At 73.7% G+C, this 25790-nt stretch carries 23 protein-coding genes and 1 tRNA gene; 14 read left to right on the top strand and 10 right to left on the bottom strand.

Annotated elements, in window-relative coordinates:
- Positions 1-202: 202 nt before the first annotated feature.
- The 9 genes from B085_RS0113355 to B085_RS0113395 all read left to right on the top strand — a co-directional run bounded on the left by B085_RS0113355 (position 203) and on the right by B085_RS0113395 (position 11044).
- Positions 203-1423, top strand: coding sequence for a lipid II:glycine glycyltransferase FemX (locus B085_RS0113355; RefSeq protein ID WP_018559066.1), 1221 nt, complete (start codon positions 203-205; stop codon positions 1421-1423).
- Positions 1420-3099: a murein biosynthesis integral membrane protein MurJ gene (gene murJ / locus B085_RS0113360; RefSeq protein WP_018559067.1), complete on the top strand. Its 1680-nt coding sequence runs from the start codon at positions 1420-1422 to the stop codon at positions 3097-3099. The genes B085_RS0113355 and murJ overlap by 4 nt, the downstream gene beginning before the upstream one ends.
- Positions 3100-3116: 17 nt before the next feature.
- Positions 3117-3797: a response regulator transcription factor gene (locus B085_RS0113365; RefSeq protein WP_018559068.1), complete on the top strand. Its 681-nt coding sequence runs from the start codon at positions 3117-3119 to the stop codon at positions 3795-3797.
- Positions 3798-3804: 7 nt separating this feature from the next.
- Positions 3805-5274, top strand: coding sequence for a sensor histidine kinase (locus tag B085_RS42245; protein ID WP_018559069.1), 1470 nt, complete (start codon positions 3805-3807; stop codon positions 5272-5274).
- The gene (locus B085_RS42250; RefSeq protein ID WP_018559070.1) at positions 5271-5825 is read left to right on the top strand and encodes a GerMN domain-containing protein; all 555 of its coding nucleotides are present in this window, start codon (positions 5271-5273) and stop codon (positions 5823-5825) included. The genes B085_RS42245 and B085_RS42250 overlap by 4 nt, the downstream gene beginning before the upstream one ends.
- Before the next feature lie 111 nt (positions 5826-5936).
- On the top strand, positions 5937-8363 hold the full coding sequence (locus tag B085_RS0113380; RefSeq protein WP_018559071.1) for a SpoIIE family protein phosphatase: 2427 nt from the start codon (positions 5937-5939) through the stop codon (positions 8361-8363).
- A 65-nt stretch (positions 8364-8428) separates the two neighbouring features.
- Entirely contained in the window at positions 8429-9280 is an 852-nt protein-coding gene (locus B085_RS0113385) for a class II glutamine amidotransferase (protein WP_026251000.1), read from the top strand.
- Positions 9281-9326: 46 nt separating this feature from the next.
- Positions 9327-9956: an RNA polymerase sigma factor gene (locus B085_RS0113390; RefSeq protein WP_018559073.1), complete on the top strand. Its 630-nt coding sequence runs from the start codon at positions 9327-9329 to the stop codon at positions 9954-9956.
- Positions 9953-11044 carry a CU044_5270 family protein gene (locus B085_RS0113395; protein WP_018559074.1) on the top strand — a complete coding sequence of 364 codons (1092 nt, stop codon included), beginning with the start codon at positions 9953-9955 and terminating at the stop codon, positions 11042-11044. The genes B085_RS0113390 and B085_RS0113395 overlap by 4 nt, the downstream gene beginning before the upstream one ends.
- A gap of 7 nt (positions 11045-11051) precedes the next feature.
- Here the strand turns inward: B085_RS0113395 and B085_RS0113400 are convergent, their stop codons facing one another.
- From B085_RS0113400 to B085_RS0113410, 3 genes are all read right to left on the bottom strand, one after another.
- Positions 11052-11537: a universal stress protein gene (locus tag B085_RS0113400; protein WP_026251001.1), complete on the bottom strand. Its 486-nt coding sequence runs from the start codon at positions 11535-11537 to the stop codon at positions 11052-11054.
- 5 nt (positions 11538-11542) lie between these two features.
- Positions 11543-12799, bottom strand: a complete 1257-nt coding sequence (locus tag B085_RS0113405) for an SLC13 family permease (RefSeq protein WP_078619881.1) — start codon at positions 12797-12799, stop codon at positions 11543-11545.
- Positions 12800-12866: 67 nt separating this feature from the next.
- Complete coding sequence (locus tag B085_RS0113410; RefSeq protein WP_018559077.1) at positions 12867-13592, bottom strand: Clp protease N-terminal domain-containing protein; 726 nt, start codon at positions 13590-13592, stop codon at positions 12867-12869.
- A 93-nt stretch (positions 13593-13685) separates the two neighbouring features.
- Between B085_RS0113410 and B085_RS0113415 the strand changes: the two genes are divergently transcribed.
- A tRNA-Pro gene (locus B085_RS0113415) sits at positions 13686-13760 on the top strand.
- 27 nt (positions 13761-13787) lie between these two features.
- Here the strand turns inward: B085_RS0113415 and B085_RS0113420 are convergent.
- Positions 13788-14744, bottom strand: a complete 957-nt coding sequence (locus B085_RS0113420) for an NADP-dependent oxidoreductase (RefSeq protein ID WP_037731633.1) — start codon at positions 14742-14744, stop codon at positions 13788-13790.
- Between the two features lie 70 nt (positions 14745-14814).
- Between B085_RS0113420 and B085_RS0113425 the strand changes: the two genes are divergently transcribed.
- Positions 14815-15759 (top strand): GlxA family transcriptional regulator, encoded by a 945-nt coding sequence (locus tag B085_RS0113425; RefSeq protein ID WP_037731625.1) that lies wholly within the window; start codon positions 14815-14817, stop codon positions 15757-15759.
- A 172-nt stretch (positions 15760-15931) separates the two neighbouring features.
- On the opposite strand, the gene B085_RS0113430 is transcribed toward B085_RS0113425, so the two are convergent.
- The 4 genes from B085_RS0113430 to B085_RS42255 form a co-directional block, all read right to left on the bottom strand.
- Positions 15932-16735: a maleylpyruvate isomerase family mycothiol-dependent enzyme gene (locus B085_RS0113430; RefSeq protein WP_018559080.1), complete on the bottom strand. Its 804-nt coding sequence runs from the start codon at positions 16733-16735 to the stop codon at positions 15932-15934.
- A gap of 168 nt (positions 16736-16903) precedes the next feature.
- Positions 16904-17365 carry a transglycosylase SLT domain-containing protein gene (locus B085_RS0113435; RefSeq protein ID WP_026251004.1) on the bottom strand — a complete coding sequence of 154 codons (462 nt, stop codon included), beginning with the start codon at positions 17363-17365 and terminating at the stop codon, positions 16904-16906.
- Between the two features lie 334 nt (positions 17366-17699).
- On the bottom strand, positions 17700-18503 hold the full coding sequence (locus tag B085_RS0113440; protein ID WP_018559082.1) for a putative protein N(5)-glutamine methyltransferase: 804 nt from the start codon (positions 18501-18503) through the stop codon (positions 17700-17702).
- Between the two features lie 220 nt (positions 18504-18723).
- Positions 18724-19041, bottom strand: coding sequence for a hypothetical protein (locus B085_RS42255; RefSeq protein ID WP_018559083.1), 318 nt, complete (start codon positions 19039-19041; stop codon positions 18724-18726).
- A gap of 171 nt (positions 19042-19212) precedes the next feature.
- On the opposite strand from B085_RS42255, the gene B085_RS0113450 reads away from it, so the two are divergent.
- Positions 19213-19692: a hypothetical protein gene (locus tag B085_RS0113450; protein ID WP_018559084.1), complete on the top strand. Its 480-nt coding sequence runs from the start codon at positions 19213-19215 to the stop codon at positions 19690-19692.
- A gap of 326 nt (positions 19693-20018) precedes the next feature.
- Entirely contained in the window at positions 20019-21944 is a 1926-nt protein-coding gene (locus tag B085_RS0113455) for an Ig-like domain repeat protein (RefSeq protein ID WP_051102046.1), read from the top strand.
- A 115-nt stretch (positions 21945-22059) separates the two neighbouring features.
- Here B085_RS0113455 and ppk2 read toward each other — a convergent pair whose 3' ends face one another.
- Both ppk2 and B085_RS0113465 read right to left on the bottom strand, forming a co-directional pair.
- Positions 22060-22956 (bottom strand): polyphosphate kinase 2, encoded by an 897-nt coding sequence (gene ppk2 / locus B085_RS0113460; RefSeq protein ID WP_018559086.1) that lies wholly within the window; start codon positions 22954-22956, stop codon positions 22060-22062.
- A 132-nt stretch (positions 22957-23088) separates the two neighbouring features.
- Complete coding sequence (locus B085_RS0113465; protein WP_051102047.1) at positions 23089-24558, bottom strand: PstS family phosphate ABC transporter substrate-binding protein; 1470 nt, start codon at positions 24556-24558, stop codon at positions 23089-23091.
- Between the two features lie 494 nt (positions 24559-25052).
- Between B085_RS0113465 and B085_RS0113470 the strand changes: the two genes are divergently transcribed.
- The gene (locus B085_RS0113470; RefSeq protein WP_018559088.1) at positions 25053-25790 is read left to right on the top strand and encodes a DUF4142 domain-containing protein; all 738 of its coding nucleotides are present in this window, start codon (positions 25053-25055) and stop codon (positions 25788-25790) included.

The raw sequence follows: 25790 nt of genomic DNA on the forward strand, positions 1-25790 counted from the left end.
GGAAGGACGGGGAGAGCACGGCCGGAAACGGCCGGACCCCGGGGACTCTAGGCCGCGAGAAGCCCTGGTGGAGCGCCTGGGAGCCGTATGACGGCAGCTGGTGGGAAACGGTCATGGTCCGGTCACATTCGCCGCTCGGCGCGGTCACGAGGGGCTGTGAGCCTTCCTGTGTCCCCACTCGACCACACCTCAGGGAGGCGCAGTGTCGGCACTGCTCGTGACGGCGGGCTGCGGCCCCCGGCAGGCCTGGCTCGGACCGGTCAGCGCGGATACGTACCGCTCGTTCCTGGCGTCCCGGACGGGTCAGGCGCTCGGCCCGAGCTTCCTCCAGTGCCCGTCGTGGGCGCTGGTGAAGCCGGGATGGCGGCCCCGGCTGCTCGGCTGGGGCGTCGGGGACGGCTCCGGTGACGGCTCCGGGGACGGCTCCGGGCGCGGTGAACCGCGCGGCGTCGCACTGGTGCTGCTGCGGCAGTTCCCCGGGACGCGGAAGTCCTTCGCCTATCTGCCCGAGGGGCCGGTCACCGACTGGTCGGACCCCGACATCGACGCCTGGCTGACGCCGCTCCTGCGCCACCTGCGCGGACTCGGCGCCTTCGCCGTGCGCATCGGCCCCTCGCCCGCCCACCGCCGCTGGGACGCCGCCGCGCTGAAGTCCGCGACCGGCCTCGGCCGGCGCCTGTCCGACGTCCTGGCGTGCGAGGTCGACCCGCTCGGCACGGTCGTGGCCGAGCGGCTGCGGGCCCGCGGCTGGCGGCGCTGCGGCGGCGAGGGGCCGGACGGCGGCGGTGACGCGGACGCCCAGCCCCGCCACGTCCTCCGGGTCCCGCTGGCCGGCCGCAGCGCCGACGACCTGTGGTCCGGGCTCAACCAGGAGTGGCGCCGCAACATACGCAAGGCGCGGAAGTCCGGCGTCGAGGTGACCGTGGGCGGCGCGGCCGACCTCCCCGAGTTCTTCCGTCTGCTGCGGATCACCGAGGAGCGCGACGGCTTCCGGCTGGGCCGCTCGCTGGAGTACTACCAGCGCCAGTACGCGGCCCTCAACGCGGAGCAGCCGGGCAGGATGAGGCTCTACCTCGCCCGCCACGAGGGAGAGGTGCTCGCCGCCCACACCATGATCACCGTGGGCCGAAGGGCCTGGTACCAGACCGGCGCCTCGGCGGACCACCGCCGCGAGGTCCGCCCCTCCAACGCCCTGCAGTGGCGGATGCTCCAGGACGCCCACCAACAGGGCGCACTGGAGTACGACATGCGCGGGGTACCCTCCACACTCGACCCGGAGGACCGGGCGTTCGGCCTCACGCGCTGGAAGCTCGGAACCGGCGGGCAGGTCGTCGAGACCCTGGGGGAATGGGAGACGGCCCTGGACGGCACCGCCAACCACACGCTCTACCGGGCGTTCCAGCTCTACCTGGCACGCCGGTGAGCGCCCCCGCGGCGGCCCGGCCGGCCGACGGGACGGCCGCCCCGGCCGGGGCCCCCGCCACCGGCTCGGTGCTGCGCAGCGGCGCCCTCATGGCCGCGGGTTCGGTGGTCTCCCGCGCGACCGGCTTCGTACGGTCCGCGACCGTCGCCGCGGCGCTCGGCGTCGGCCTGGCCGCCGACGGCTACTCGGTCGGCAACTCGGTGCCCACGATCGTCTACATGCTGCTGCTGGGCGGCGCGCTCAACGCGGTGTTCGTACCCGAACTGGTGCGGGCCGCCAAGGAGCACGAGGACGGCGGCGCCGCCTACACCGACCGGCTGCTGACCGTGTGCACCGCGGCACTGCTGCTGATCACGACGGCGGCCGTGCTCGCCGCACCCGCGATCGTGGCCGCGTACACCGGCTACACCGGGGCGCAGGCGGCGACGACGGTGGCCTTCGCGCGCTCCTGCCTGCCGCAGATCCTCTTCCTCGGCCTGTTCACGCTGCTCGGTCAAGTCCTGGGCGCCCGTGGCCGTTTCGGCGCGATGATGTGGACGCCCGTGCTCAACAACCTGGTCGTCATCGCCGTCTTCGGTCTCTACCTGGCCGCGGCCGGCACCGGCGGCGGGCTGACCCCCGGCGAGACCGCGCTGCTCGGCTGGGGCACCACGGCCGGCATAGCGGTGCAGGCGCTGGCGCTGGTGCCGTCCCTGCGGGCGGCGCGCTTCCGCTGGCGGCCGCGGTTCGACTGGCGGGGCAGCGGGCTGTCCCGGCCGCTGCGCTCCGCCGGGTGGCTGGTGCTTCTGGTGCTCACCAACCAGGTCGCCTACTGGGTGGTGACCCGGCTCGCCACCTCCGCGGGACAGCGCGCCGCGGCCCTCGGCATCGACGGCGGCGCCGGCTTCACCGCGTACAACAACGCCTATCTGCTGTGGGCCGTACCGCACGGCATCGTGACGGTCTCACTGGTCACCGCCCTGCTGCCGCGGATGAGCGCGGCGGCGGCCGACGGCGACCGCGCGCGGGTGCGCCGCGACGTCTCGTACGCGCTGCGCAGCAGCTCGGCGCTGGTGGTGCCCGCCGCGTGCGCGCTGCTGGCGCTCGCCGGGCCGGCGATGGCGCTGGTCTTCGAGCACGGCAGGACCGACGCCGCCGACGCCGCGGTCATGGCGAACGCTCTGGTGGCCTTCGCCCCCGGCCTGGTCGCCTTCTCCGGGCAGTACGTGCTGTCGCGCACCTTCTACGCGCTCGGCGACACCCGCACCCCCTTCCTGCTCAACCTGGTGGTCTGCGGGCTCAACGCGGGCCTGTCCGTCACGGCCTACCTGCTGCTGCCCGCGCGCTGGGCGGTCACCGGCATGGCAGGGGCGTACTCCGTGGCGCTCTTCGCGGGATGGGCGGTCACCGCGCACGTGCTGGCCCGCAGGCTGGCGGCGCCGGGCGGCGGTCGCGGGCCGTGGCGCTCGCCGACCGCGGGCGCGCTGGCCCGGCTGCTGCTCGCGGCGGTGCCCGCCGCGGCCCTGGGCAGGACCACGGCGGACCTCGCCGCGGACCTCGGACCGCTCGCCGCCGCGGCGGCCGGGGCCGCCGTCGTCGTACTGGTCTTCTCGGCCGCGGCCCGCCCGCTGCGGCTCACCGAGGTCGAGGCCGCCCGGCGGGCACTGCTCGGCAAACTGCGGCGCGGCGCACGATGAGTTGCGATACTCCGCTCATGCCACGCGTCCTCCTGATCGAAGACGACCCTTCCGTGCGCGAGGGTGTCGAACTGGGCCTGCGCCGCCGCGGTCACGAGGTCCGTACGGCCGCGACCGGCGAGGCCGGGCTCACCGCCCTCGGCGAGTTCCAGCCCGATCTGCTGCTGCTGGACCTGATGCTGCCCGGCATGACCGGCGTCCAGGTCTGCCGCCAGGTGCGCGAGACGAGTCAGCTGCCGATCATCATGCTCACCGCCCGCGGCGACGACTTCGACGTCGTCGTCGGGCTGGAGGCGGGGGCCGACGACTACATCGTCAAACCCGCCCGCACCGAGGTGATCGAGGCCCGCATCCGGGCCGTGCTGCGGCGCATCGAGGAGCCCGGGGGGCGCCCGGCCGTCGAGTTCCACGGCGACCTCGCCGTCGACCGCGCGGGGCTCGGCGTCGCCAAATCCGGACAGCGGCTGGCACTGGCGCCCTCCGAGTTGAAGCTGCTGCTCTTCCTCTCCGCCGCCCCCGAACAGGTCTTCAGCCGCCAGCAGTTGCTGGAGCACGTGTGGGAGCACAGCTACCACGCGGACGCCCGGCTGGTCGACGCCTGCGTCCGGCGGCTGCGCAACAAGATCGAGGACGTGCCCGGCAACCCCCGCTACATACAGACACTGCGCGGCTTCGGCTACCGCTTCGGGCCCCTGTGAGCCGCCGGTGATCCGCCGCAGGGCCCGGATCGGGCTGCGCAGCCGACTGGTGCTGGCCTTTCTGCTCGTCGCCGCGGTCAGCGCGGGCACCACCGCCGCCCTCACGTACCGCGAGGCGCGCAACGCCGTCCTCGAACAGGTCCAGAACACCGCCGTCTCCTCCTTCCGCGAGCAGGCGGCCACCGTCGGCACCACGCTCCCGATGGACCGCGCGGCCCTCCAGGAGGTGCTGCGCGACATCGCGCGCAAGGGCAAGCCGCGCACCTGGGTGGTGTTCGCCGAGTACGGATCGATCCGCGTCTCCTCCGGCACCAGCCCCGTCTCCACCGTCATCACGCCCGAACTGCGCCGCGCCGCGCTGGCCAGTCCCCGGGGCGTCTTCCAGCGGGTCGACAAGGACGGCACCCCCTGGCTGACCATGGCCGTGCCGACCGTCTTCAGGACCGGGCTGTCCGCCCGCCCCACCGGGCTCGTGCTCTACGCCGTGATGCCCCTGGCCGCGGAGGAGGACGACATCCGGGCGATGCTCACCGCCGCCCGCGACGGAGCCCTGCCCGCGCTGCTCGTCGCCCTCGTCCCCGCCCTGCTCGCCGCCCGCAGCGTGCTCCGCCCGGTCCGCGACCTGCGCACGGCGGCACAGCGCATCGGCCGCGGCGAGCTCGACACCCGCATCCTCGCCAAGGGCAGCGACGAACTCGCCGACCTGGCCCACACCTTCAACGACACCGCGCTGCAACTGGAGCGCTCCGTCACCGAGCTGCGCCGCGCCGAGGCACGGGCCCGCCGCTTCGCCTCCGACGTCTCGCACGAACTGCGCACCCCGCTGGCCGGGATGCTAGCCGTCACCGACGTGCTCGACGAGGACGCCGGGCGGCTCGCCCCGGACACCGCGGCCGCCGTCCGCCTCATCAGCGCGGAGACCGGAAAACTCGCCGTCCTGGTCGAGGACCTGATCGAGATCTCCCGCTTCGACGCGAAGGCCGCCGAGCTCAACGCCGACGAGGTCGACGTCGCCGAGACCATCCGCAGGACCCTGGCGACCCGGCGCTGGACGGACCCCGCGCGGGTGGCCGCCGACCTGCCCCCGGGCATCCGCGCCCGGCTCGACCCGCGGCGCTTCGACGTGGTGGTGGCCAACCTCGTCGGGAACGCGCTGCGCCACGGCGGCGCCCCCGTCCGCATCCGGCTGAGCGAGGAGCCGTCCGACGGCGGCCGGGCCCGGTTCGCCGTCGAGGTCGCCGACAGCGGCCCCGGCATCGCCCCGGACGTCCTGCCGCACATCTTCGACCGCTTCTACAAGGCCGACGCGGCCCGCACCCGCTCCGCGGGCAGCGGTCTGGGCCTGGCCATCGTCCGGGAGAACGTCCGGCTGCACGGCGGCACGGTCCGCGCCGCCAACGGCCCGCACGGCGGTGCCGTCCTCACCGTGCGGATGCCGCTGGCCGTCCCCCGCCGGGACGGGGAGGCGGCGCCGTGAGACCGCGGTCCGTCCCGGCCGCCGCCGGCCGCCGGTACGTCCCGGCCCTCGTCTGCGCGGCCGCGGCGCTGCTGGCCGGCTGCGAGGTCCCGGGCTCCGGGGTCGTCGAGGCGGGCGGCCCGGCCACCGTCGAGGCCTTCCCCGGGGCACCGAACCGGCTGACGCTGTTCTTCCTCTCCCCCGACGGCCTGATCACCCCGGTCCTGCGCGCGACCGGCGACGACGCGCAGGCGCCGCCGGTGCCGACCGCGCAGGTCGTGGCGGTGCTGCTGGACGGGCCCGAGCCCCAGGAGAGCGAGGCGGGACTCGGCACCGGGCTGCCCCCCTCCGCCGGGCCGGTGGACGTCACGTCGTCCCGGGGCACCGTGCGGGTCACGCTGCCGTTCCCCGTCCGGCCTCTGAAGGACGACGCCGCGCGCCAGGTCGTCTGCACCGCCGCCTACGCCGAGGGCCGTGAGGACACCGCCGCGATCGTCCTGGCCGGCAGCGACGGCACCCTCCCGGCCGCCCGCTGCGGCGGCGCCCTGCCCGGCACGGCCCCCGCGCGCTGACCGCGACCGGCGCCGAACTGCGGGCGCGCGCCATGAGCGGTAGAAGTGGAGGTGGGCCCGGACGGCCGCGTCCTGGCGGGGCCGGAAGAGGACGGGCGAGAACGGCGACGAATGGCGATGCGAGATTCCAGCCTCGACGACGACTTCGACGGCGGCCTCCCTCCCCGTGCCGAGCCGGGCATTCCGGCCACGGCCGTCATCGACGCCCACGGGGTCGTCACGGGCTGGAGCAGCGAGGCCGAGCGGCTGCTGGGGTACGGGCACGACGAGGTCGTGGGACAGCCCGCCAGCCGGCTGCTCGGCTCGGACGCCACACAGTCCACCGAGTGGTTCCTCGCGATGCCCTTCGGCTGGGGCGGCAGATCCGTACTGCGCCGCCGGGACGGGCGCCACCTGGACGTGTCCGTGCGGGTCTACCCGTCGCTGGACGGCCGCGGCCGGCCGCAGCGGCTCATCGTGGTCTCCCCGATGGACCGGCGCCACTGGGGAGCGGTGGACAGCGTGGTCGAGGAGGCCTTCGACCAGGCCATCCTGCCCATGGCGATCTTCGACAACGAGCTGCGGACGCTGCGCACCAGCAGGGGCATGCAGCGCGAGGCCGGACGCACCGAGGAGCAGATGCGGGGCAGACGCCCCTCGGAGTTCCTGCCGGGCAGCGCGGGGGAGGCCGTCGAGGAGGGCGTCCGGCACGTCCTCGCCACCGGCGAGTCCCACGACCTGCACCTGCGCATCCGCTCCCGGGTGGCACCGGCGCCGCGCACCTGGACGATCACGCTCTCCCCGCTCGCCGACCCCCTGCGGCGCACCCCGCGCGTCCAGCTCACCGCGGTCGACACCACCGAGCAGCACGTGGCGCGGGAGCGGCTCGCCCTGCTCAACGAGGTCAGCACCCGGGTCGGCAGCACCCTGGACGTGGCCCGCACCGCCCAGGAGATGGCCGACGTGGTGGTGGGCCACCTCGCCGACTTCGCCACCGTCGACCTGCTCGACCCGCTGTTCCGCGGGGTGGAGCCGCAGCCCGGTGACCCCGGGGTCGCCCTGCGGCGCGCCGCCCAGCAGTCCGTCCTCCCCGGCATGCCCGAGTCGGTGACCGCGACCGGGGAACTGGACCGCTACCCGCAGGACTCGCCGCCCGCCCGCTCCCTGACCACCGGGCGCGCCTCGCTGCACGTCACCGTGGACCGCGCCATCAACAGCTGGGCCGCGGGCGACTCCGGACGGGCCGAGATGCTGCGCCGGCACGGCATCCACTCGGTGATGGTCATCCCGCTGCGGGCCCGCGGCATCACCCTCGGCGTCGCCGTTCTCGCCCGGCACCGCAGACCCGACCCCTTCGACCAGGACGATCTGCAGGTCGCCGAGGAGATCGGCACCCGGGCCGCGGTCGCCGTCGACAACGCCCGCCGCTACACCCGCGAACGGGCCACCGCCCTGGCCCTCCAGCGCAGCCTGCTGCCCCAGCGGCTCGGCCGCCAGGAGGCGGTGGAGGTCGCCTCGCGCTACCTGCCCGCGGGCAGCGGCGCGGGGGTGGGCGGCGACTGGTTCGACGTGATCCCGCTGTCCGGGGCCCGGGTCGCGCTGGTCGCGGGCGACGTCGTCGGCCACGGACTGCGCGCCTCCGCCACCATGGGACGGCTGCGGACGGCGGTGCGGACCCTCGCCGACGTCGACCTTCCGCCCGACGAGCTGCTCGTCCACCTTGACGACCTGGTCGTGCACCTCGCCGGGGAGGAGGTCGGCGACAGCGACGGCGAGAACGTCGTCACGGACCTCGTCGCCACCTGCCTGTACCTGGTCTACGACCCCGTCTGCCGGCTGTGCACCGCAGCCAGCGCGGGACACCCCCCGCCCGTGCTGACCACGCCGGACGGCGCCGCGCAGTTCCTCGACCTGCCGCCAGGACCGCCGCTCGGGCTGGGCGGACTGCCCTTCGAGACCGTCGAGATCGCACTGGACCCGGACAGCCTCCTGGTGCTCTACACCAACGGCCTCATCGCCACCGAGGACCGGGACGTCGACACCGGCATGGCGCGGCTGCGCCAGGCGCTCACCCGGCCCGACCGCTCCCTGGAGTCCGTCTGCGACCACCTGGTGGCCCTGGTCCCCGACCCCCCGGACGACGACGTCGCCCTGGTCGTCGCCCGCACCAAGGTGCTGGACGCGTGCCAGGTCGTCACCTGGGACGTGCCCGCCGAGCCCGCCGCGGTCGCCGGGATCCGCGCGGAGGTCATCGGACGGCTGGCGGAATGGGGGATGGACGACATCGCCTACACCGTGGAGCTGGTGGTCAGCGAACTCGTCACCAACGCCATCCGGTACGGAACCCCGCCCATCGGGCTGCGCGTCATCCACAGCTCCACCCTCATCGTCGAGGTCTCCGACGGCAGCGGCACCGCGCCCCATCTGCGCCGGGCCCGGGTCTTCGACGAGGGCGGCCGCGGACTGATGCTGGTGGCGCAGGTCACCGAGCGCTGGGGGACGCGGCACGCCCAGGAGGGCAAGACGATCTGGGCGGAGGTCGCCCCGGCCGAGATCTGAGAACGCACGGCGCGCCAGGACGGGCGGCCGACGAGGGACGGCGGACGAGGAAGGGAATGGTGCACATGTGCCGGTGGCTCGCCTACTCGGGCACACCCATGCTGCTCGACAACATCCTCTACAAACCGCGGCACTCCCTGATCGACCAGAGCCTGCACTCCCGCATGGGGGTCGAGACCACCAACGGGGACGGCTTCGGCATCGGCTGGTACGCCACGGACCACCTGGACACCCCGGCGATCATCCGGGACATCGGGCCCGCCTGGAACAACCGCAACCTGCGGGAGATCTCGCGCCACGTCACCTCGTCGCTGTTCTTCGCCCACGTACGGGCATCGACGGGCACCGCGATCCAGCAGACCAACTGCCATCCCTTCCGGCACGGCCGCTGGCTGTGGATGCACAACGGCGCGATCACCGACTTCCACCGGCTGCGCCGCGACCTCTCGCTCGCCATCGACCCGGCGCTGTTCTCCTGCATCGAGGGCTCGACCGACTCCGAGGTGATGTTCTTCCTCGCGCTCACCTTCGGCCTCGACCAGGACGTGCCCGGGGCCGTGGCGCGGATGGCCGGGCTGGTGGAGCGGACCGGCCACGAGCACGGGGTCGAGTTCCCGGTCCAGATGACGGTGGCGGTCACCGACGGGGAGAGCCTGTGGGCGTTCCGCTACTCCAGCGAGCGCACGTCTCGGTCGCTGTTCTACAGCAGCAGGGTGGACTCGCTGCGCGAACTCCACCCCGACCTGTGGTTCCTGCAGGGCGTGTCGGAGGAGACCCGGCTCGTGGTGTCCGAGCCGCTGGGCGATCTGCCGGACGCCTGGCACGAGGTCCCCGAGAGCACCTTCGGGGTGGTGCGGCCCGGGCAGGACGAGCTGATGCCCTTCGAACCCGCGGCGCCCGAGGGCGTCGCGGCGTGACGCGGGTCACGGGAACCCGCGGAGGACGGACGGACAGCCCACAGAGGTGACCACTGATGTACGAACCCGGGTACGGGACGGGGACCCCGCCGCCTTCGCGGAGCTGTTCGACGCGTACGCCCGTACCGTCTACAACCACGCCTTCAGACTGACCGCCGACTGGTCGGTCGCCGAGGACGTCATGTCGGCCACCTTCCTGGAAGCCTGGCGGCTGCGGGAGCGCGTCGACCCCGAAGGGGGCTCGCTGCGGCCGTGGCTGCTGGGCGTCGCCACCAACATCGCGCGCAACCACTGCCGCGGCAACCGCCGTTACCGGGCCGCGGTCGCCGCCGGGGCGCTGGCCGGTACGGCCGCCCTCGAAGTGCCGGACCACGCCGACCTCGTGGCCGGCCGGGTCGACGACCGGCGCCGCCTGGCGGCCGTGCTCACCGCCCTCGCCCGGCTGCGCCGCCCCGAGCGCGAGGTGCTGACGCTCTGCCTGTGGGAGGGCCTGGAGTACGCCGAGGCCGCCGAGGCCCTCGGCGTCCCGGTCGGCACCGTGCGCTCCCGGCTGTCCCGGGCCCGTACGAGACTGCGCAAACTCGCCGACGCGGAGACGGAACCCGCCGGCCGTCGCCGACAGACAGAAGGGGACCGCGCGAACGCGGTCCGGCCCGCACAGGAAGGAATCCGATGAACGCCCATCCCTCGGAATGGGAGGAGACCGCCCGTCTCCTGCCGCGCGTGGAGCGGGACCTGCCGGCGGGCCGTCACCAGTTGCACAAGGAGCGCCTGATGACCCGGATCCACGAGGACCTCGCCCCGAGCCCCGAGCCGCACGCCGCCGGCCGCCCCGCCCGGCGCCGCAACCCCTTCCTGCGCCGTATGGTCCTCGTCCCGCTGACCGCGGGCGTGCTGGCCGGGGCCCTGGCGACCGGCCTGTTCGTGTTCGGCGGTGCGGAGAGCACCGGCACGGGCGACGGCTCCGGCACCTCCGCCTCCGCCCCCGTCCTGACCACCCGCCTCGGCACGGCGGACCCCGAGGGCGCCGCCCGCCTGCTGGACACCGTCTCGCTGGCCGCCGCCGAGTCGCCCGCGGCGCCGGTGGGCGACGGTCAGTACGTCTACATCGAGTCGAAGTCGGCCGGCACCAACGTGCGGCACGTGCACGGCACGACCAGCCTGGCGAGTTCCCCGCTGCACCGGCGCCAGGTCTGGCAGTCCCGCGACGGCAAGGACGGCTGGCTGATCGAGCCCGGCACCACCGGCCCGGAGGGCATGACCCTGGCGGGCACCGATGAGCAGGGCAAGGTACCCGAGCCGACCCTGAACGTGCCGAGCTACGACTACCTCACCACCCTGCCCACCGACCCCGACGTCCTCCTGGCCAAGATCTACAAGGAGACGAAGGGCATGGGCAACGGCCCCGACCAGGAAGCCTTCACCACCATCGGCGACCTGCTGGGCGAGAGCTACCCGCCGGCCGAACTGACCACCGCCCTCTACAAGGCCGCCGCCGAGATCCCCGGCGTCTTCGCCGTGGACGACGCCGTGGACGCCACCGGCCGGCACGGGGTCGCGGTGGCCCGGCTGGACGAGACCAGCGGCGAGCGCACCGAGTGGATCTTCGACCGGAAGACCCACGTCTTCCTCGGCCAGCGCACCGTCCAGGCCGAACGGGACCCCGACGGGGTCGTGCCGCGCGCCACGGTCGTCTTCACCAATGCGGTGCTGACCCGCTCCGTCGTCGACGACCTCAAGCAGCTGCCCGGCGCCGCGGGCTGAGCCCGGGTCAGTGGGGCGGGGGCGGCGGGAGGGTCGCCACGTCCGGCGCGGCCGCGGGCCACACCAGCAGGACCGGGCAGGGCGCGTGGTCCACGACGAAGCGCGCCGCGGGTCCCAGGCTCCTCGGGCCGAGCCGCGCGAGGTCGCCGTCACGGGCCATCACCAGCAGATCGGTCCCGGCCGCCGCGGCGACCACCTCGCGCTCCACCCGCCCGGACCGCTCCTCCCGGCGGCAGGGGCGGCCCAGCCGCCGGGCCGCGGCGTCCAGCAGCCGTCCCGCGGAGTCCGCCCCGAGATCCTCCAGGCGGGTGCCCGGATCGTGCTCCGGGTGCCCGCGGCCCAGCAGCCCGGCGTAGGCGGCGTGCGCCAGACCGGGCACGTCGGGGCCGCTGACGTGCAGCAGGACGACGTCGGCGGCCTCCGGCGCGTGGACGCGGACGGCGTCGACGCAGGCGGGCCAGGTTCCTTCGGCGATCCAGGCGGTCACGATCACGGACATCACCCTCCGAGGACGTACAGCGAACCCCACAGTGCCACCACCGCCAGGCCCAGTGCCGCAGGCACGGTGAGCAGGCCGAGGACGGTGAACTCCTTCAGATCCACGTCGTGTTCGTGCTGGTGCACGATACGCCGCCACAGCAGGGTGGCCAGAGAGCCCGCGTAGGTCAGGTTGGGGCCGATGTTCACCCCGAGCAGCACGGCGAGGACGGCGCCGGGCCCGGCGGGCGCGGTGAGCGGCAGCAGGACCAGCACGGCGGGCAGGTTGTTGATCAGGTTGGCCAGGACGGCGGCGAGCGCCGCGACGCCGAGCAGCGCGGCCGGCCCGGTGCCCCCGGGCACGATCCGGCCCAGCACGTCGGCGAGCCCGTTGTCGACCACCGCCCGGACCACCACGCCCAGCGCCAGCACGAACGCCAGGAACGGCACCCCGGCCGCCCCCGCCACGGCGCGCACCGTCATCCGCCGCCGTGCCACCGCCCGTACCGCCAGCACCAGCGCCCCGGCCGCTGCCGCCCACGCGGGATCGATCCCGAGCGCCGGGGTGACGACGAAGCCCGCCAGCGTGCAGACCACCGTGACCAGCGCGAACACCGGCAGCGGCGGCGTCCCGGCACCGTCCGGGACGGGGACGGCGGCCGCCAGGTCGCCGCGGAACCAGCGGCGGAAGACGACGTACTCCACGGCGATCGCGACCAGCCACGGCAGCACCATCAGCCCGGCGAAGCGGGTGAAGCTCAGCCCGCTGGCCGCGAACGCCAGCAGGTTCGTCAGGTTCGAGACCGGCAGCAGCAGCGAGGCGGTGTTGGACAGGTGCGTGCAGGCGTACACGTGCGGCTTCGGCCGCACCCCCAGGCGGGCGGCGGTCGCGAACACCACCGGGGTGAGCAGCACCACCGTCGCGTCCAGGCTCAGCACCGCCGTCACCGCCGACGCCAGCGCGAACACCGCGCCGAGCAGCCGCCGCGGCCGGCCCGCGGCCACCCGGGCCATCCACGCCCCGCCGGCCCGGAACAGCCCCTCCTCGTCGCAGAGCCGCGCCAGCACCAGCACCGCCGCCAGGAACCCGATCACCGGCCCCAGCCGCGCCGCCTCCTCCCGCGCGTGCTCCAGCGGGATCGCCCCGCTCCCCACGGCCACCGCGGCGGCCGGCACGGCGAGCACCGCCTCCGGAAGCCCGAACGGCCGGATCACCGCCCCGGCGAGCACGAGGAGCAGCAGCGCGACGGACAGCGCCTCCGCGGTCGTGGTGTTCAGGGTTCCGTTCCTCCCGGGTGGGGCTGTGATGGCCCCTCATGGAACCACGCCCCACCCGGGGCGACGCTCACCCCTCCGCGTGCGTGCCGCCCGTGATCTCGGCGAGCGCCGCGGCGACGTGGCTCTCGGTGGTGGCCTTGTCGAGGCCGAGGGAGGTCAGCGGGCCGTCGCCCGCCTCCAGTTCGAGGAGGGCGAGGAGGAGGTGCTCGGTGCCGATGTAGTTGTGGCCCAGGCGGAGGGCCTCGCGGAAGGTGAGTTCGAGGACCTTGCGGGAGGCGAGGTCGTACGGGATGAGTTCCGGGACCTCGGACACGGCCTCGGGGAGGGCCGCGGTGAGGGCGGTGCGGGCGGCGTCGGCGGTGACGCCCTGGGCCGTCATGGCGCGGGCGGCGAGGGCGTCGGGCTCGCTCAGCAGCCCGAGGGCGAGGTGCTCGGGGCGGACCTCGGGGTTGGCGGCGGCCTTGGCCTCGCCGTGGGCGACCATGACGACCTTGCGGGCCCGCGGGGTGAAGCGCGAGAAGCCCTGCGAGGGATCGAGGTCGGGGAAGCCGCCGGGGTCCTTGGGGACGAAGCGCTTCTGGGCGGCCTGCTTGGTCACGCCCATGCTCTTGCCGATGTCGGTCCAGGAGGCGCCGGACCGCCGGGCCTGGTCGACGAAGTGCCCGATGAGGTGGTCGGCGACCTCGTCGAGGTGCTCGGCGGCGATGACGGCGTCCGAGAGCTGGTCGAGGGCGTCGGGGTGGGCCTTCTTGATGGCTTCGATCAGGTCGTCGAGCCGGATCTGCTGCGTCATGCGTCAACGATAGGTTGACGCTGGCCCACGCGTCAACCAGAAGTTGACGCGCAGGACGATTGACCGGTGGCGCCCCGTCGGCGGGCCGTACGGGCACCGGGAAGCTCAGTTGGTGGAGCGCCCGGCTCGGGACCGGGTGGACGCAGGTTCGAGCCCTGCCCCGGTGCCCGTACGGCCCCGCCCTCGCCGCGGCGCTCAGCGGACGGTGAGGACCAGCTTGCCCGTCGTCCGCCCGGTCTCCAGCGACGCGTGCGCCTTGGCGGCCTCGGCCAGCGGGAAGGTGCCGGCGACCGTGACGCGCAGGGCGCCCTCCTCGATCAGGCGGGCGACCGCGGCCATGCCGGCGTGGTCGGCCTCGACGAGCATGCCGGTGGCGCGCACCCCCCGGCGCTCGGCCTCGGCCCGCAGTTCCGGCACGCCGGTCGGCAGGAGGGTCACGAGCAGCCCGCCGTCGCGCAGGGTGCCGAGGGAGCGGACGGAATCGGGGCCGCCGAGGGGGTCGAGGACGACGTCCACGTCGCGGACGGCCTCGGCGTAGTCGGTCGTGCGGTAGTCGACCAGTTCGTCGGCGCCGAGGCCGCGCAGGAAGTCGTGCTTGGCGGCGCTCGCGGTGCCGATGACGTGCGCGCCGAGGGACTTGGCGATCTGGACGGCCACGTGGCCGACGCCCCCCGCGGCCGCGTGGACGAGCACCCGCTGCCCGGGCCGCACCGCGGCGACGTCGGCGAGGGCCTGCCAGGCGGTGAGCGCCACCAGCGGGACCGCGGCGGCCTCCTCGTGGCTCATGGCGGAGGGCTTCCGCACGAAGGCGCGGGCGGGACCGGTGACGTACTCCGCGTGGGAGCCGGCGCCGTACGGGTAGGGGAGCATGCCGAAGACCTCGTCGCCGGGCTGGAAGAGGGCGACCCCCAGCCCGGTCTCCTCCACGACGCCCGAGACGTCCCAGCCGAGGACGAAGGGCGGGTTGCCGAGGAAGAGCCCGGACTGCCGGTGCTTGGTGTCGGTCGGGTTGAGGCCGGCGGCGTGGACGCGGACGAGCAGCTGCCCGATGCCCGGGGCCGGACGCTCCAGCTCCGCCTCCCGCAGGACCTCGGGGCCGCCGAGGACGTCCTGGGTGATCGCGCGCATGGTGCGAGGGGTCGTGTCGTTCATGCGCTCCAGCCTGCCGACCGGCGGCACGGAGGAAAATGGCCTGATAGCCATCCTCCGATAAGATCGTGCCATGCATCGTGTGGTCGTCCTCGCCCTCGACGGCGTCTATCCCTTCGAGCTGGGCATCCCCAACCGCGTCTTCGGCTCGGCCGGGGACCGCTACGAGGTGCTGACCTGCACCGTCGACGGCCGCCCTGTGCGCACCGACTCCGACTTCTCGGTCGCCGTCGAGCACGGCCCCGAGGTGCTCGCCACCGCGGACACCGTCGTGATCCCGCCGTACGAGATGAGGCGGATCACCGAAAAGCTCCCCGCCCCCGTCGCCGCCGCGCTCGGCATGATCCGGCCGGGCACGCGCATCGTCTCCATCTGCACGGCGGCCTTCGCGCTCGCCGCCGCCGGGCTCCTCGACGGCCGCCCCGCCACCACCCACTGGGCGCTCGCCGACCACTTCCGGCGGATGTTCCCCGGGGTGGCGCTCGACGCGGACGTGCTCTTCGTCGACGACGGTGACATCCTCACCTCGGCGGGCGCCGCCTCCGGCGTGGACGTCTGCCTGCACCTGGTGCGCGCCGACCACGGCAGCGCCGTGGCCAACTTCGTCGCCCGCGTCTGCGTCGTACCGCCCTGGCGGGAGGGCGGTCAGGCGCAGTACATCGAGCAGCCCGTCCCCGCGCCGACCGACACCGGCACGGCGGCGACACGGCAGTGGGCACTGGAGCACCTCGACCTGCCGCTCACCCTGAACGACCTCGCGGACCACGCGCGGATGAGCCTGCGGACCTTCGCCCGGCGCTTCCGGGACGAGGTCGGCACGAGCCCGGGGAAGTGGCTCATCCAGCAGCGGGTCAGCCGGGCCCGGCACCTGCTGGAGTCCAGCGACCTCCCGGTGGACCGCATCGCGGGCGAGGTCGGATTCGCCACCGCGACCTCGCTGCGCCAGCACCTCCACGCCGCCATCGGCGTCTCCCCCCTCGCCTACCGGCGCACCTTCCGGGCCGCCGCCACCCGTTGACGCACCCGACCCGGGGGAGGCCCGCCCACTCCGCCAACCGCTGGGCCCTGGCCTGCCTGCTGGGCGGGGTACCGCCGGCGGAGAGCCTCCGGGCCCCCTTCGTCTGGCAGCCGGGCTGGACGTACACCCTGCCCGGCGACTGGCCGGGCCCGGGCGGGGGACCGGCGGGGCCCTAAGGCGCGGTGAAGAGGGTGGGGAAGCGGGGGGCGAGCCAGGGGCGGCGGCCCCAGGCGGCGATCCTGCCGCGGGCCATGGCGGCGGTGGCGCCCCGGCGGCCGAGGGCGATCAGGAAGAAGGTGACCGGCTCGGTGGTGATGGTGCAGTCCGGGCGGCGCGGCGGCTCGTCCGTGACATCGGCGGCGCCGTCGGTGAAGGTCACGGCGAAACGGGTGATCCCGGGGACGCGCAGCGCGTAGCAGGCGGAGAAGCCGGCCGCCGCCCGCGCGTCGACGACCCGGGGCATGGCCGTCCTGAGGAAGGGCATGCAGCGGGCCACCCGCTCGCGGTCGACCATGTGGGGCCGGCGCAGGGCGACCGCGATGTCGTAGCCGTGGCCGAGCATGTGGGTGAGCAGGTACGAGCCGAGCGTGGCCAGGTCCATGGGACCGAGCGGGGTGACCACCGCCGTGCCGGGCGCGCGTACGGCGGCCGCTTCGGTGAACGCGCGGGCGTGCCGCACGATCGCCTCGGCCAGGACCGGGCCGTCGCGCTCGGGAAAGGCGGCCAGGGAGGCGGCGTTCTCCGCGGCGAGGCTGCCGGGGGTGCCGTCGCCGTACGGCCTTTCACGGCCCTCGGCCAGCGCCGCCATGAGTTCGCCCGCGAGCACCAGGTGTGCCGCGGCCTCGCCGACCGTCCACTCGGCGCCGGGTATCGGCACCGAGGTGTCCGGGCACGCGCGGAGCAGCGCGGCTATGTCCTCGGCGGCGGCGTGCAGGGCCTCGGCCTCGGCCGGCGGGCGGTCAGGGGCGACGGTCATGGTCGGACAGCGTGGACCAGCGCCGTTCGCCTGTCCAGGCCCGCGACGGGAAAGCCCTGTGCGAAAGCGCGACCGGAAAAGCCGCGGGATGACGGGAACACGAAAAGGCGGAAGCCCCCGGGCGGCCATGGCCGCCGGGGGCTTCCCCAGGGAATGCGCTGCGCGCGATCAGTACGCCGAGTTGACGTTGTCGATCGTGCCGTAGACGTGGGCCGCGTAGTTGCAGGCGGCGGTGATGTTCGCGACCGGGTCGTAGATGTTCCACGAGGTACCGGGGACGTGGTAGGCCTTGAACGTCGGGTCGATCACCTGCATCAGACCCTTGGAGGGAATTCCCTTGGCGGCGTTCGAGTCCCAGCCGTTGATGGCGTTGGGATTGCCCGAGGACTCGCGCATCAGGTTCTTGTAGATCCCGTTGTACGTGCCCGGGATGCCGTTGGCACGCATCACCTGCAGGGACTGGTTGATCCACGTGTTGACGGAGCCCGACTGCGCCGTGGTGGCGGCGGAGGCGGTGGGGGCCATGGCCACGCCACCGGCGACGACGGCGACGCTCGCGGCAGCGCAGCCGAGGGAGATCTTCTTGGCCTTGGCGACGCGGTTGAGCTTCGACATAGCGGAGATCTGCATTCGAGTAATTCCTCTTCCGTGGGGTACGCCATGAATTGTTGGCCGACTTAAATCCCGAGGTCAATGCACCCCTGTTACTAACGGGATTAGTTGTGGGACCAGGGACGAAAGTCCCGCCGCTCAGGCATGGGAAGGGGATTCCGGGGCGCGGTCTACTAAGAGACCCCGAAAGTGGCACACGTCATATCGGCCACGTCACACGCAGACCCGGACAAATCGCCGATTGGGTGACGCGGGCCATGTGGCCCGCGTCACTTTTCCGGGCGATTATTCACTCGGGGAAACGACGGATTCACGCACGGCGAGGATTTCGGCCGCGCGGGGCCCCGCCCCGCTACGCCGTGGGGGCCGAGGCGATCACGACGGTCGCGTACAGCTCCTCCGACACGGCCACCCGCGCCTCCAGCCCGGCCCGGGCGACCGCGGCGACGGCGGCCGGGGCCTGCTCCTCACCGGTCTCGAAGAGGAGCCGGCCGCCGGGAGCGAGCCACTCGGGCGCGGCGGCGGCGACCCGGCGCAGGACGTCGAGGCCGTCGGCGCCGCCGTCGAGGGCGACGCGGGGCTCGTGGTCGCGGGCCTCGGGGGGAAGGAGGGCGACGGCGTCGCTGGGGACGTACGGCACGTTCGCGACCAGCACGTCGACACGGCCGCGCAGCCCCGCGGGGAGGGGGTCGTAGAGGTCGCCCTCGTGAACGTGGACGTCGCCGTCCGCCGCAGCGAGATTGCGGCGGGCGCAGGCGACCGCCGACGGGTCGATGTCGGCCGCGTGCAGAACGGGACGGTCGAGCGCGGCGGCCAGGAAGGCGCCCACCGCGCCGGAGCCGCAGCACAGGTCGACGACGACGGCACCGGGCCGGCCCAGGGCGTGACCGAGCGCGGCCGCCTCGCGGGCGAGGAACTCCGTACGGCGGCGCGGGACGAAGACCCCGGGTCCGACGGCGATCCGCAGACCGCAGAACTCGGCCCAGCCCAGGACGTGTTCGAGCGGGAGGCCGGCGACCCGGCGCTCCACCATCGCGGCGAGCTCACCGGGGGTGCGGGCGGCGGAGACGAGCAGCCGTGCCTCGTCCTCGGCGAACACGCACCCGGCCGCCCGGAGCGCGGAGACGACCGGCGCGACGGACGCGGCGCGGGGCACGGCGGAGGAGCCGGGAGAACCGGAGGAGGAGCAGCCGGAGGTGGTGGAGAAAGAGGGTCCGGAACAGGAGGAGCCGGAGGAAGACGGTCCGGAGGGAACGGGCGAAGCGGAGGACATGGAGGCCTTTCGGGGCGCCGCGGGGCGCTCTCGACGGCCTAGGTCGTCCGGAGCGCGGGGCCGCCGGAGGAGAGCACCCAACCTGACATGGCGGTAATGGGTCTCACCTCCTCGGTACGTCCACTGCTGGGGACGGCAAGGTTACCCGAGCCCCCGGTACCGCGCCCACCCCCAGGGCGGCGACGGCGGCGCGCGGGTCGTCGGCGTGGAACCGCAGGACGCGGGCCTCCACGGGCGCCCCGAGGGGGCGCAGGAAAGTGACGGGCCCGGTCAGTTCGACGGTGACGGTGGTCTGGCCGCCGACGACCAGGTCGACGGTGCCGTCCCCGGCGAACGTGACGAGTCGTCCGCCGGGGAAGCGCCGGTCGACCCGGGCCGCCGTGATCCGCCCGGCGGGTAGCGGACGGGCCGGGCCGGGCACACAGGGGGAAACCTGGGAAAATCCTGCCAGGGCGGCAGTCGCCGGCGCCCCGGCCGGACCGGCCCGCGCCGCCCCGACGACCGCGGGCACCCTCCGGACCGCCGTCACCGGCGACGCGGCGGCGGGAGCCTTTCGCGACTGTGACACGTCAAAGCGGAAAGGAGGCCAACCATGCGTCATACGACAGCCGCGGCCGTCGCGGCGACCGCACTCCTGCTGGCCGGCTGCGGCACGCAGTCCGGCGGCCCCGCGGACGGCAGCCCCAGCAGCTCCCCGAGCGGCACCGGCACCGCCGGTCCCGGAGACGGGAACGGTACGGGAGGGACCTGCACGGCCGAGGCCGCGCTCACCGCCGAGGACACCGGCCGCACCGTCTGCCTCACCGCCGGCGGCACCGTCCGCGTCACCCTCCACGGCACGCCCGACCGCCCGTGGTCCCCCGTGACCAGCGAGGGCAGTGCCCTCACCCCCACCAACGCGGGCATCGGCGCCCCCCGCGGCGACACCATCGCCGCCTACCGAGCCACCTCCCCCGGCACGGCGCGGCTCACCTCCACCCAGCCGCTGTGCGCCTCGCCCACCGCCCCGGACCAGGTGGCCTGCCTGGGCCTGCGGGAGTGGACGGTCACCGTGCGGGTCGCCGGCGACTGAACTCCCCGCTTCCACAGGAAGGTTGTACTGCGCCGGGCATCGAATCGGGCACGGTATCCCCATCACCTGGCGAAGCGGCGGTAACGGATCGGCGAGGGCGGTCAATGCGGTGGCCCGCTGTCGTAGGCATGTCGTAGCGTTCCGTCTTGCCGACAGCGGGATGCAGGTCACCGGGGGGTACCCGCTCTTCCCTTGTCCGTGCCATGTCCTATGGGAGCAGTCGCGCCCCGCGCGTCGCCGCACGCCTGCGGTCACGTCCGGAAGCCGCGCGGCGCTCCCGTCTCCCGGATCCGGGATTCCTTGTGGGGGTCATCAGTACCGTGCGCATGCGCAACATCTCGGCCGCGACGACGCTCGCGGTCCTCTTCAGTTCGGTGGCGCTGGGCGTCGCCGCGGCCGGGCCCGCTTCGGCGGCCACGGCCACCGTCGCCTCACCCGGCGGCATCGTCGTGGACGGGGCGCTCCAGCGCGTCTTCGTCGGCGACGGCACGGCCGGGAAGATCCTGGCCACCGACTACGCCGGCAACCTCGTCGACTCGGTGAGCGGGGTCGCCGGGGTCACGGACCTGACGGTGTCCGACGACGGCACCACCGTGTACGCGGCGGCGCGGGAGGTCCACGAGGTCATGGCCTTCGACGCGGCCACCCTCACGCTCAAGGCCCGCTACACGGTCCCCGACCTGTACGGCCCGCGGTACATCGCCTTCGCCGGCGGCAAGGTCTGGTTCACCTACGGCGACCAGTGGGACGGCGACCTGGGCTCGGTCGATCCGTCGGTCGACCCGGCCGGCGGCACCGACCCGGTGTCCCTCGGGCAGTTCTCCGGCAAGGTCTGGGGTCAGGCGCTCCTCGACACCGACCCGAACGCGCCCGGCCTGCTGGCCGTCGGCCAGACCGGTATCTCCACCGACTCCATGGCCGTGCTGGACGTCTCCGGCACCGCGCCGCAGCAGGTCGCCTGGTACATGGGCGACTACCGGCTCAACAGCGGCATCCACGACATCGACCTCGTCCCCGGCGCCCCCCAGGTGCTGGTCAACGGCACGGACCGAACCGCCTACGCGGACGGGAGCTTCACCCTCGCCGGCTCCTACCCCGGCGGGCAGAACGCCGACGTGGCGGCGAACGGGCTGGTCGCCCAGGCGAGCGGCACCAACGTGGTGGTCTACACGCCCAACGCCACCGGGCCGCTGCGCACGTATCCGGTCGGAACGGGCGGCGCGGCCGAACTGGCCTGGGCGCCGGACTCCTCGCGGATCTTCGGGCTCGTGGGGTCGACCAGCGGCTACACCGTCAAGGCGTTCACCGAGCCCGGAAAGTCGCAGTCCACGCTCACCGTGAGCGCCCCCGCCACGGCCAAGCGCGCCACGAAGATCACGGTCACCGGCAGGCTCACCGCGACCACCGCGCTCCCGGCCGGTACCGAGGTCACGGTGACCCGCACCGACCTCACCAACCCGCAGGGCAAGTCGCTCGGCACCAAGACGGTCGCCTCCAACGGCACGTTCAGCTTCACGGACACCCCGTACACGGGCGGCACCGTCACCTACTCCGCGCACTACGCGGGCGACGCCACGCACACCGCCGCCCTGGGCAAGGACAGCGTCGCGGTCTCCCGTACGGCCACCTCGGTCAGCATCAAGACCAACCACTCGACCTACTCCTACGGTTCGACCGCCACCGTCACCGGCCACCTCGGCAGGACCGGCAGGAGCCGGGTGCTGTCGATCTACGCCAAGGCGTCGGACGGCACGAAGAAGCTGGTCAAGAGCGGTACGGTCAACTCCTCCGGCGACTTCAAGGTGACCTACAAGGTCACCCGCAACACCACCTTCTGGGCGTCGTTCGGCGGTGACTTCTCCGCGGCGCCGAAGTCCGTGTCCCGTTCGGCCGGCACGCAGGTCAAGGTCTCCACGTCCGTCTCCCGGCACTACAGGACGGGCAAGATCGGCTCGACCACGTACTACTGGTTCCACAAGAACACCGACCCGGTGTTCACCACGACCATGAGCTACTACAAGAACCGCAAGCAGCGGTTCGAGCTGCAGGTCTACTACCAGGGCAAGTGGTACGGCAGCGGCAGCCAGTACTTCAAGCTCGCCACCAACGGGAAGTCGGCCGTGCGGCTCGAGGCCCCCGGTGAGTCCGGCATCCGCGCCCGCATGCGGTCCTCGTACGTCAAGGGCTCCTCGGGCGACTCCGTGAACACCACGACCCACGGCTCGTGGAAGTACATGTACTTCACCAAGTAGGCCGAGGAAGCGGCTGGGGCCGCCCCGGGTGCACCGGGGCGGCCCCGGCCGCGTTCGGGGGACGACGCGTCCGGATCCGGGACCCGGGGTGGACGGATCGTCCACCCCGGGGGGCTCAGGCCTCGCCGGCCTCGAGCAGGTTCGCGGCGGCGCCGACGATCCTCGGGTCGGGCACGCCCACGACCTCCTCGTCCTTGTCGCCGTAGTCGAAGCGGCCGAGCACGCTGCGCATCGCCTCCACGCGGGCCCGCTTCTTGTCGTTGCTCTTCACGACCGTCCACGGCGCCTGCTCGGTGTCGGTCTCCCGGAACATCGTGACCTTGGCCTCGGTGTAGTCGTCCCACCGGTCCAGGGACGCCAGGTCCATCGGGCTGAGCTTCCACTGCCGCACCGGGTCCACCTGGCGGATCGTGAAGCGGGTGCGCTGCTCGTCGCGCGACACGGAGAACCAGAACTTCACCAGGTCGACGCCGTCGTCGACGAGCATCCGCTCGAACGCGGGTGCCTGCCGCATGAACCGCTGGTACTCGTCCTCCGTGCAGAAGCCCATGACCCGCTCCACGCCGGCCCGGTTGTACCAGGACCGGTCGAAGAGCACGATCTCCCCCGCGGTCGGCAGATGCTCGACGTACCGCTGGAAGTACCACTGCCCGCGCTCGCGCTCGGTCGGCTTCTCCAGTGCCACCACCCGCGCCCCGCGCGGGTTCAGGTGCTCGGTGAAGCGCTTGATCGTCCCGCCCTTGCCGGCCGCGTCACGCCCCTCGAAGACGATCACCAGCCGCCGGCCGGTCTCCTTGATCCAGCTCTGCAGCTTCAGCAGCTCTATCTGCTGGAGCCGCTTGTGCCACTCGTACTCCTTGCGCTCCATGCGGAAGTCGTACGGGTAGTTCTCGCGCCACGTCTCGACCGGGGAGCCGTCCGGCCGGATCAGCACGGGGTCGTCCTGGTCGGTGTAGTCGACCTGCATCCCGGCGAGCAGATCCAGGTCCGCGGGGTGCGGGAGCGTCGTCATGTCGCCTCTCACCTCCGGGTCCGCGCGAACGCGCGTACGTCTGACCTCACGGTAACGCCGCCCACCGCCGCCCCGCCCCATGCCCCGGCGAACCCCACGTGACGGGCCCGGGTACATCTCGCCCGCGAGCCGTCAGGGGCGGCAGCGGTCGAGGCCCTCGGGGCTGTAGCAGGGGAGGTGGCCGTGGGACCTGACCACGTCCTGGCCGGCGCCGCGGATCATGTAGGTGAGGAAGCTCGCGGCGAGGGAGCCCGTGGCGGGGCGGTCGTAGGTGTAGGCGTACTCGATCTCCGTGAAGGGGTAGCTGCGGTCGCCGATGGCGGCCGGGGTCGCGGTGCGGCCGTTGATGGCCAGGGTGTGCAGGCCCGGCGAGGCGGTGGCGGCGCGCAGCTCGCCGTAGCCGATGGCGCCGGGGAGGCGGGCGACGGTCCTCAGGACCTGGTCGGTGCTGTCCAGCTCGCAGCGGACGACCTTGTCCTCGGGGGAGTTGCGGTTGCGGCAGTCGCGTGAGGTGAACGCGGGCTCGCCGTGGCCGCCGAGGACGTGGCGGCGGAACAGGTCGCGGGTGCCCGAGTCGGCGTTGCGGCTGACGAGGAGGACGGGCAGGTCGGGGCCGCCCAGTTGGCTCCAGTTGACGACGGAGCCGCTGTACACGCGGCGTATCTGGTCGATGGTCAGGTCCCTGACGGGGACGTCGTCGTTGACGACCAGCGCGAAGGCGGAGACGGCGACACGGTTCTCGTCCAGGCGGGGGTTGCCGTCCGGTTTGGGGCCGTCGGAGAGGGCGACCACTCCGGGGTCCCCGGCGTCGGCCAGCTCGCGGACGCCCTCGTTGCTGCCGTGCGCGTCGACCGTGATCCGCGTGTCGGGGCAGTCCGCGGCGTAGCGGCGGGCGAGCTCGTCCATGACCGGGGCGAAGGCCGTGGAGCCGGTGACGGTCAGCCGTCCGGTGGCGCAGCCGATGGGCGGCGGCGGGTCCTCGCGCACCACGATGATCGCGGCCAGGACCGTCACGCAGAGCGTGAGCATGATGGTGAGCCACCGGGCGGCCCGGCTGAACAGCGGTGGTTTGGAGTCGACCGGCATGGCCTTGTTGGGGACCACCACGCCGTCGCGGACGCCCCCGCTGATCCGGACCCCGCCGCCGACGGGGCCGCCGGTCAGGAGCACGAGCAGCTTGAAGTGCTGGCCCCGGTTGAGGGGGACGCGCGGCAGGTGGATCACGTTGCCCTGGTGCCGTACGCCGCCGGTGCCCCCGGCCGGGGCGAAGTGGTCCATCAGCGCCCCGGCGTCGGCCTCGGTGACGGCCACGCCCCGTACCGTGCGGCCGGCGAAGACGACGGTGAGCGCGCGGTCGGGGTCGCGATTGGTGTAGTCGGAGTCGGTGACGGCCTCGCCGCCGTCGTTCTCGACGCGGATCAGGACCAGGGTGGCGTCCGACATGTCGGGGAGGTCGTCGAAGATCCCGAACCGTACGCTGCGGCCGCCGCCCCCGCCGTCGGGGTCGTCGCTGCCGATGGGCGTGTCCATCTGCACGCGGTAGCCGATGCGCCGGCGGCGCGGGACGCGGCGCTCGTACCAGACCACGCCGACGGAGACCATCAGACCGAGCAGCGCGGTCAGCACCGCCACCACGTTGTCGGCGCTCAGCCAGTCGCCCACCTCTCGCCCCGCTCCCCGCCGGTCTCACCTGCAGTGCGGTCACCGTACGGCGCGCCGCGCGTCCCGGCGGCGCCGTCCCTGTCCCGCCGTCAGATGTTCGCCGGGCGTTTCCCGTCAGGCGCGGGAGACCCGGCGGACGCTCCTGGATCCCGGCGGTGCGGTGGGCCGGGACGGGTTCCAGCAGGGATCGCCCCAGCGCGGTGGCATCCATCCCCCCAGGCTCGCGCTCCGGGCCGACGTCCGCGTTACGGGGAACCGTCGCCCCGCCCAAGAGCCGGGGCGAGGGAGACATACCCCCAACATTTGCACAGGCGAAAGTTTGCACCGTACCAACAACCCCCGCCCCCGGTCAGGGAAATGACGCAGGAGTACCGTCCCGGCGCGACGGGCCCTACCGTCCGGAGGCGCGTACGAATCCCGACCATGGAGGCGCGATGAAGGCCAACCGGTTCACGGCGGCGACCGCCCTGGTCGCCGTGGCGCTGGTGTGCACGATCGCCGCGCTCGTGTACCCGGCGATGTCCGGGGCGAACGTCGCGGCGTCCACCCCCGAGGCACAGGCGGTGACCACCCCGTACGGCCCGCTGACGCCCCTCGACCGGGAGTTCGTCGTCAAGGTGCGGCTCGCCGGACTGTGGGAGTTCCCCGCCGGGCAGATGGCGGAGCAGAAGGGCACGACACAGGCGGTCAAGACCGCCGGGCGGCACCTCATCGACGGACACACCGCGCTGGACAGCGCCGACCGCACGGTGGCCACCCAGCTCGGCATCCCGCTGCCCAACCAGCCCACGCCGCAGCAGATGGGCTTCCTCGGCACCCTTTCCTCCGCCTCCGGGGGCGACTTCGACAGCAAGCTCGCCAACATCCTGCGGCTGACCCACGGCCAGATCTTCAACACGATCGCCAAGGTCCGCTCCACGACCATGAACAGCCTCGTGCGGCAGCTGGCAGACCAGGCCAACGACACCGTGCTGGACCACATCACCGTCATGGAGCAGACCGGGCTGGTCGACTTCCCGCAGATCGTCGCCCAGACCACCGCGAGCCCGACCACGGACCCCCGGGACCTGGTCGCGCCGACCCCCGTACCGGGCGAGCCGACGCTCATCGTCAACCCCTCGGGAGCGCCGCCCTCCTCGGCACCGGCCTCGGCCGCGCCGACCATCGGCTGA

The organism is Streptomyces sp. BoleA5, from assembly GCF_000373665.1.
Lineage (GTDB): Bacteria > Actinomycetota > Actinomycetes > Streptomycetales > Streptomycetaceae > Actinacidiphila.

Bases quoted from the DNA above. Each gene is read 5' to 3' on its own strand.
- ppk2 (WP_018559086.1), bottom strand. From the start codon at position 22,956: ATGACGACGCTCCCGCACCCCGCGGACCTGGATCTGCTCGCCGGGATG.
- B085_RS0113435 (WP_026251004.1), bottom strand. From the start codon at position 17,365: ATGCAGATCTCCGCTATGTCGAAGCTCAACCGCGTCGCCAAGGCCAAG.
- B085_RS0113380 (WP_018559071.1), top strand. From the start codon at position 5,937: ATGGCGATGCGAGATTCCAGCCTCGACGACGACTTCGACGGCGGCCTC.
- B085_RS0113420 (WP_037731633.1), bottom strand. From the start codon at position 14,744: ATGAACGACACGACCCCTCGCACCATGCGCGCGATCACCCAGGACGTC.
- B085_RS0113395 (WP_018559074.1), top strand. From the start codon at position 9,953: ATGAACGCCCATCCCTCGGAATGGGAGGAGACCGCCCGTCTCCTGCCG.
- B085_RS0113450 (WP_018559084.1), top strand. From the start codon at position 19,213: ATGCGTCATACGACAGCCGCGGCCGTCGCGGCGACCGCACTCCTGCTG.
- B085_RS0113365 (WP_018559068.1), top strand. From the start codon at position 3,117: ATGCCACGCGTCCTCCTGATCGAAGACGACCCTTCCGTGCGCGAGGGT.
- B085_RS0113430 (WP_018559080.1), bottom strand. From the start codon at position 16,735: ATGACCGTCGCCCCTGACCGCCCGCCGGCCGAGGCCGAGGCCCTGCAC.
- B085_RS0113470 (WP_018559088.1), top strand. From the start codon at position 25,053: ATGAAGGCCAACCGGTTCACGGCGGCGACCGCCCTGGTCGCCGTGGCG.
- B085_RS0113425 (WP_037731625.1), top strand. From the start codon at position 14,815: ATGCATCGTGTGGTCGTCCTCGCCCTCGACGGCGTCTATCCCTTCGAG.
- B085_RS0113410 (WP_018559077.1), bottom strand. From the start codon at position 13,592: ATGACGCAGCAGATCCGGCTCGACGACCTGATCGAAGCCATCAAGAAG.
- B085_RS0113385 (WP_026251000.1), top strand. From the start codon at position 8,429: ATGTGCCGGTGGCTCGCCTACTCGGGCACACCCATGCTGCTCGACAAC.
- B085_RS0113465 (WP_051102047.1), bottom strand. From the start codon at position 24,558: ATGGTCTCCGTCGGCGTGGTCTGGTACGAGCGCCGCGTCCCGCGCCGC.
- B085_RS0113455 (WP_051102046.1), top strand. From the start codon at position 20,019: ATGCGCAACATCTCGGCCGCGACGACGCTCGCGGTCCTCTTCAGTTCG.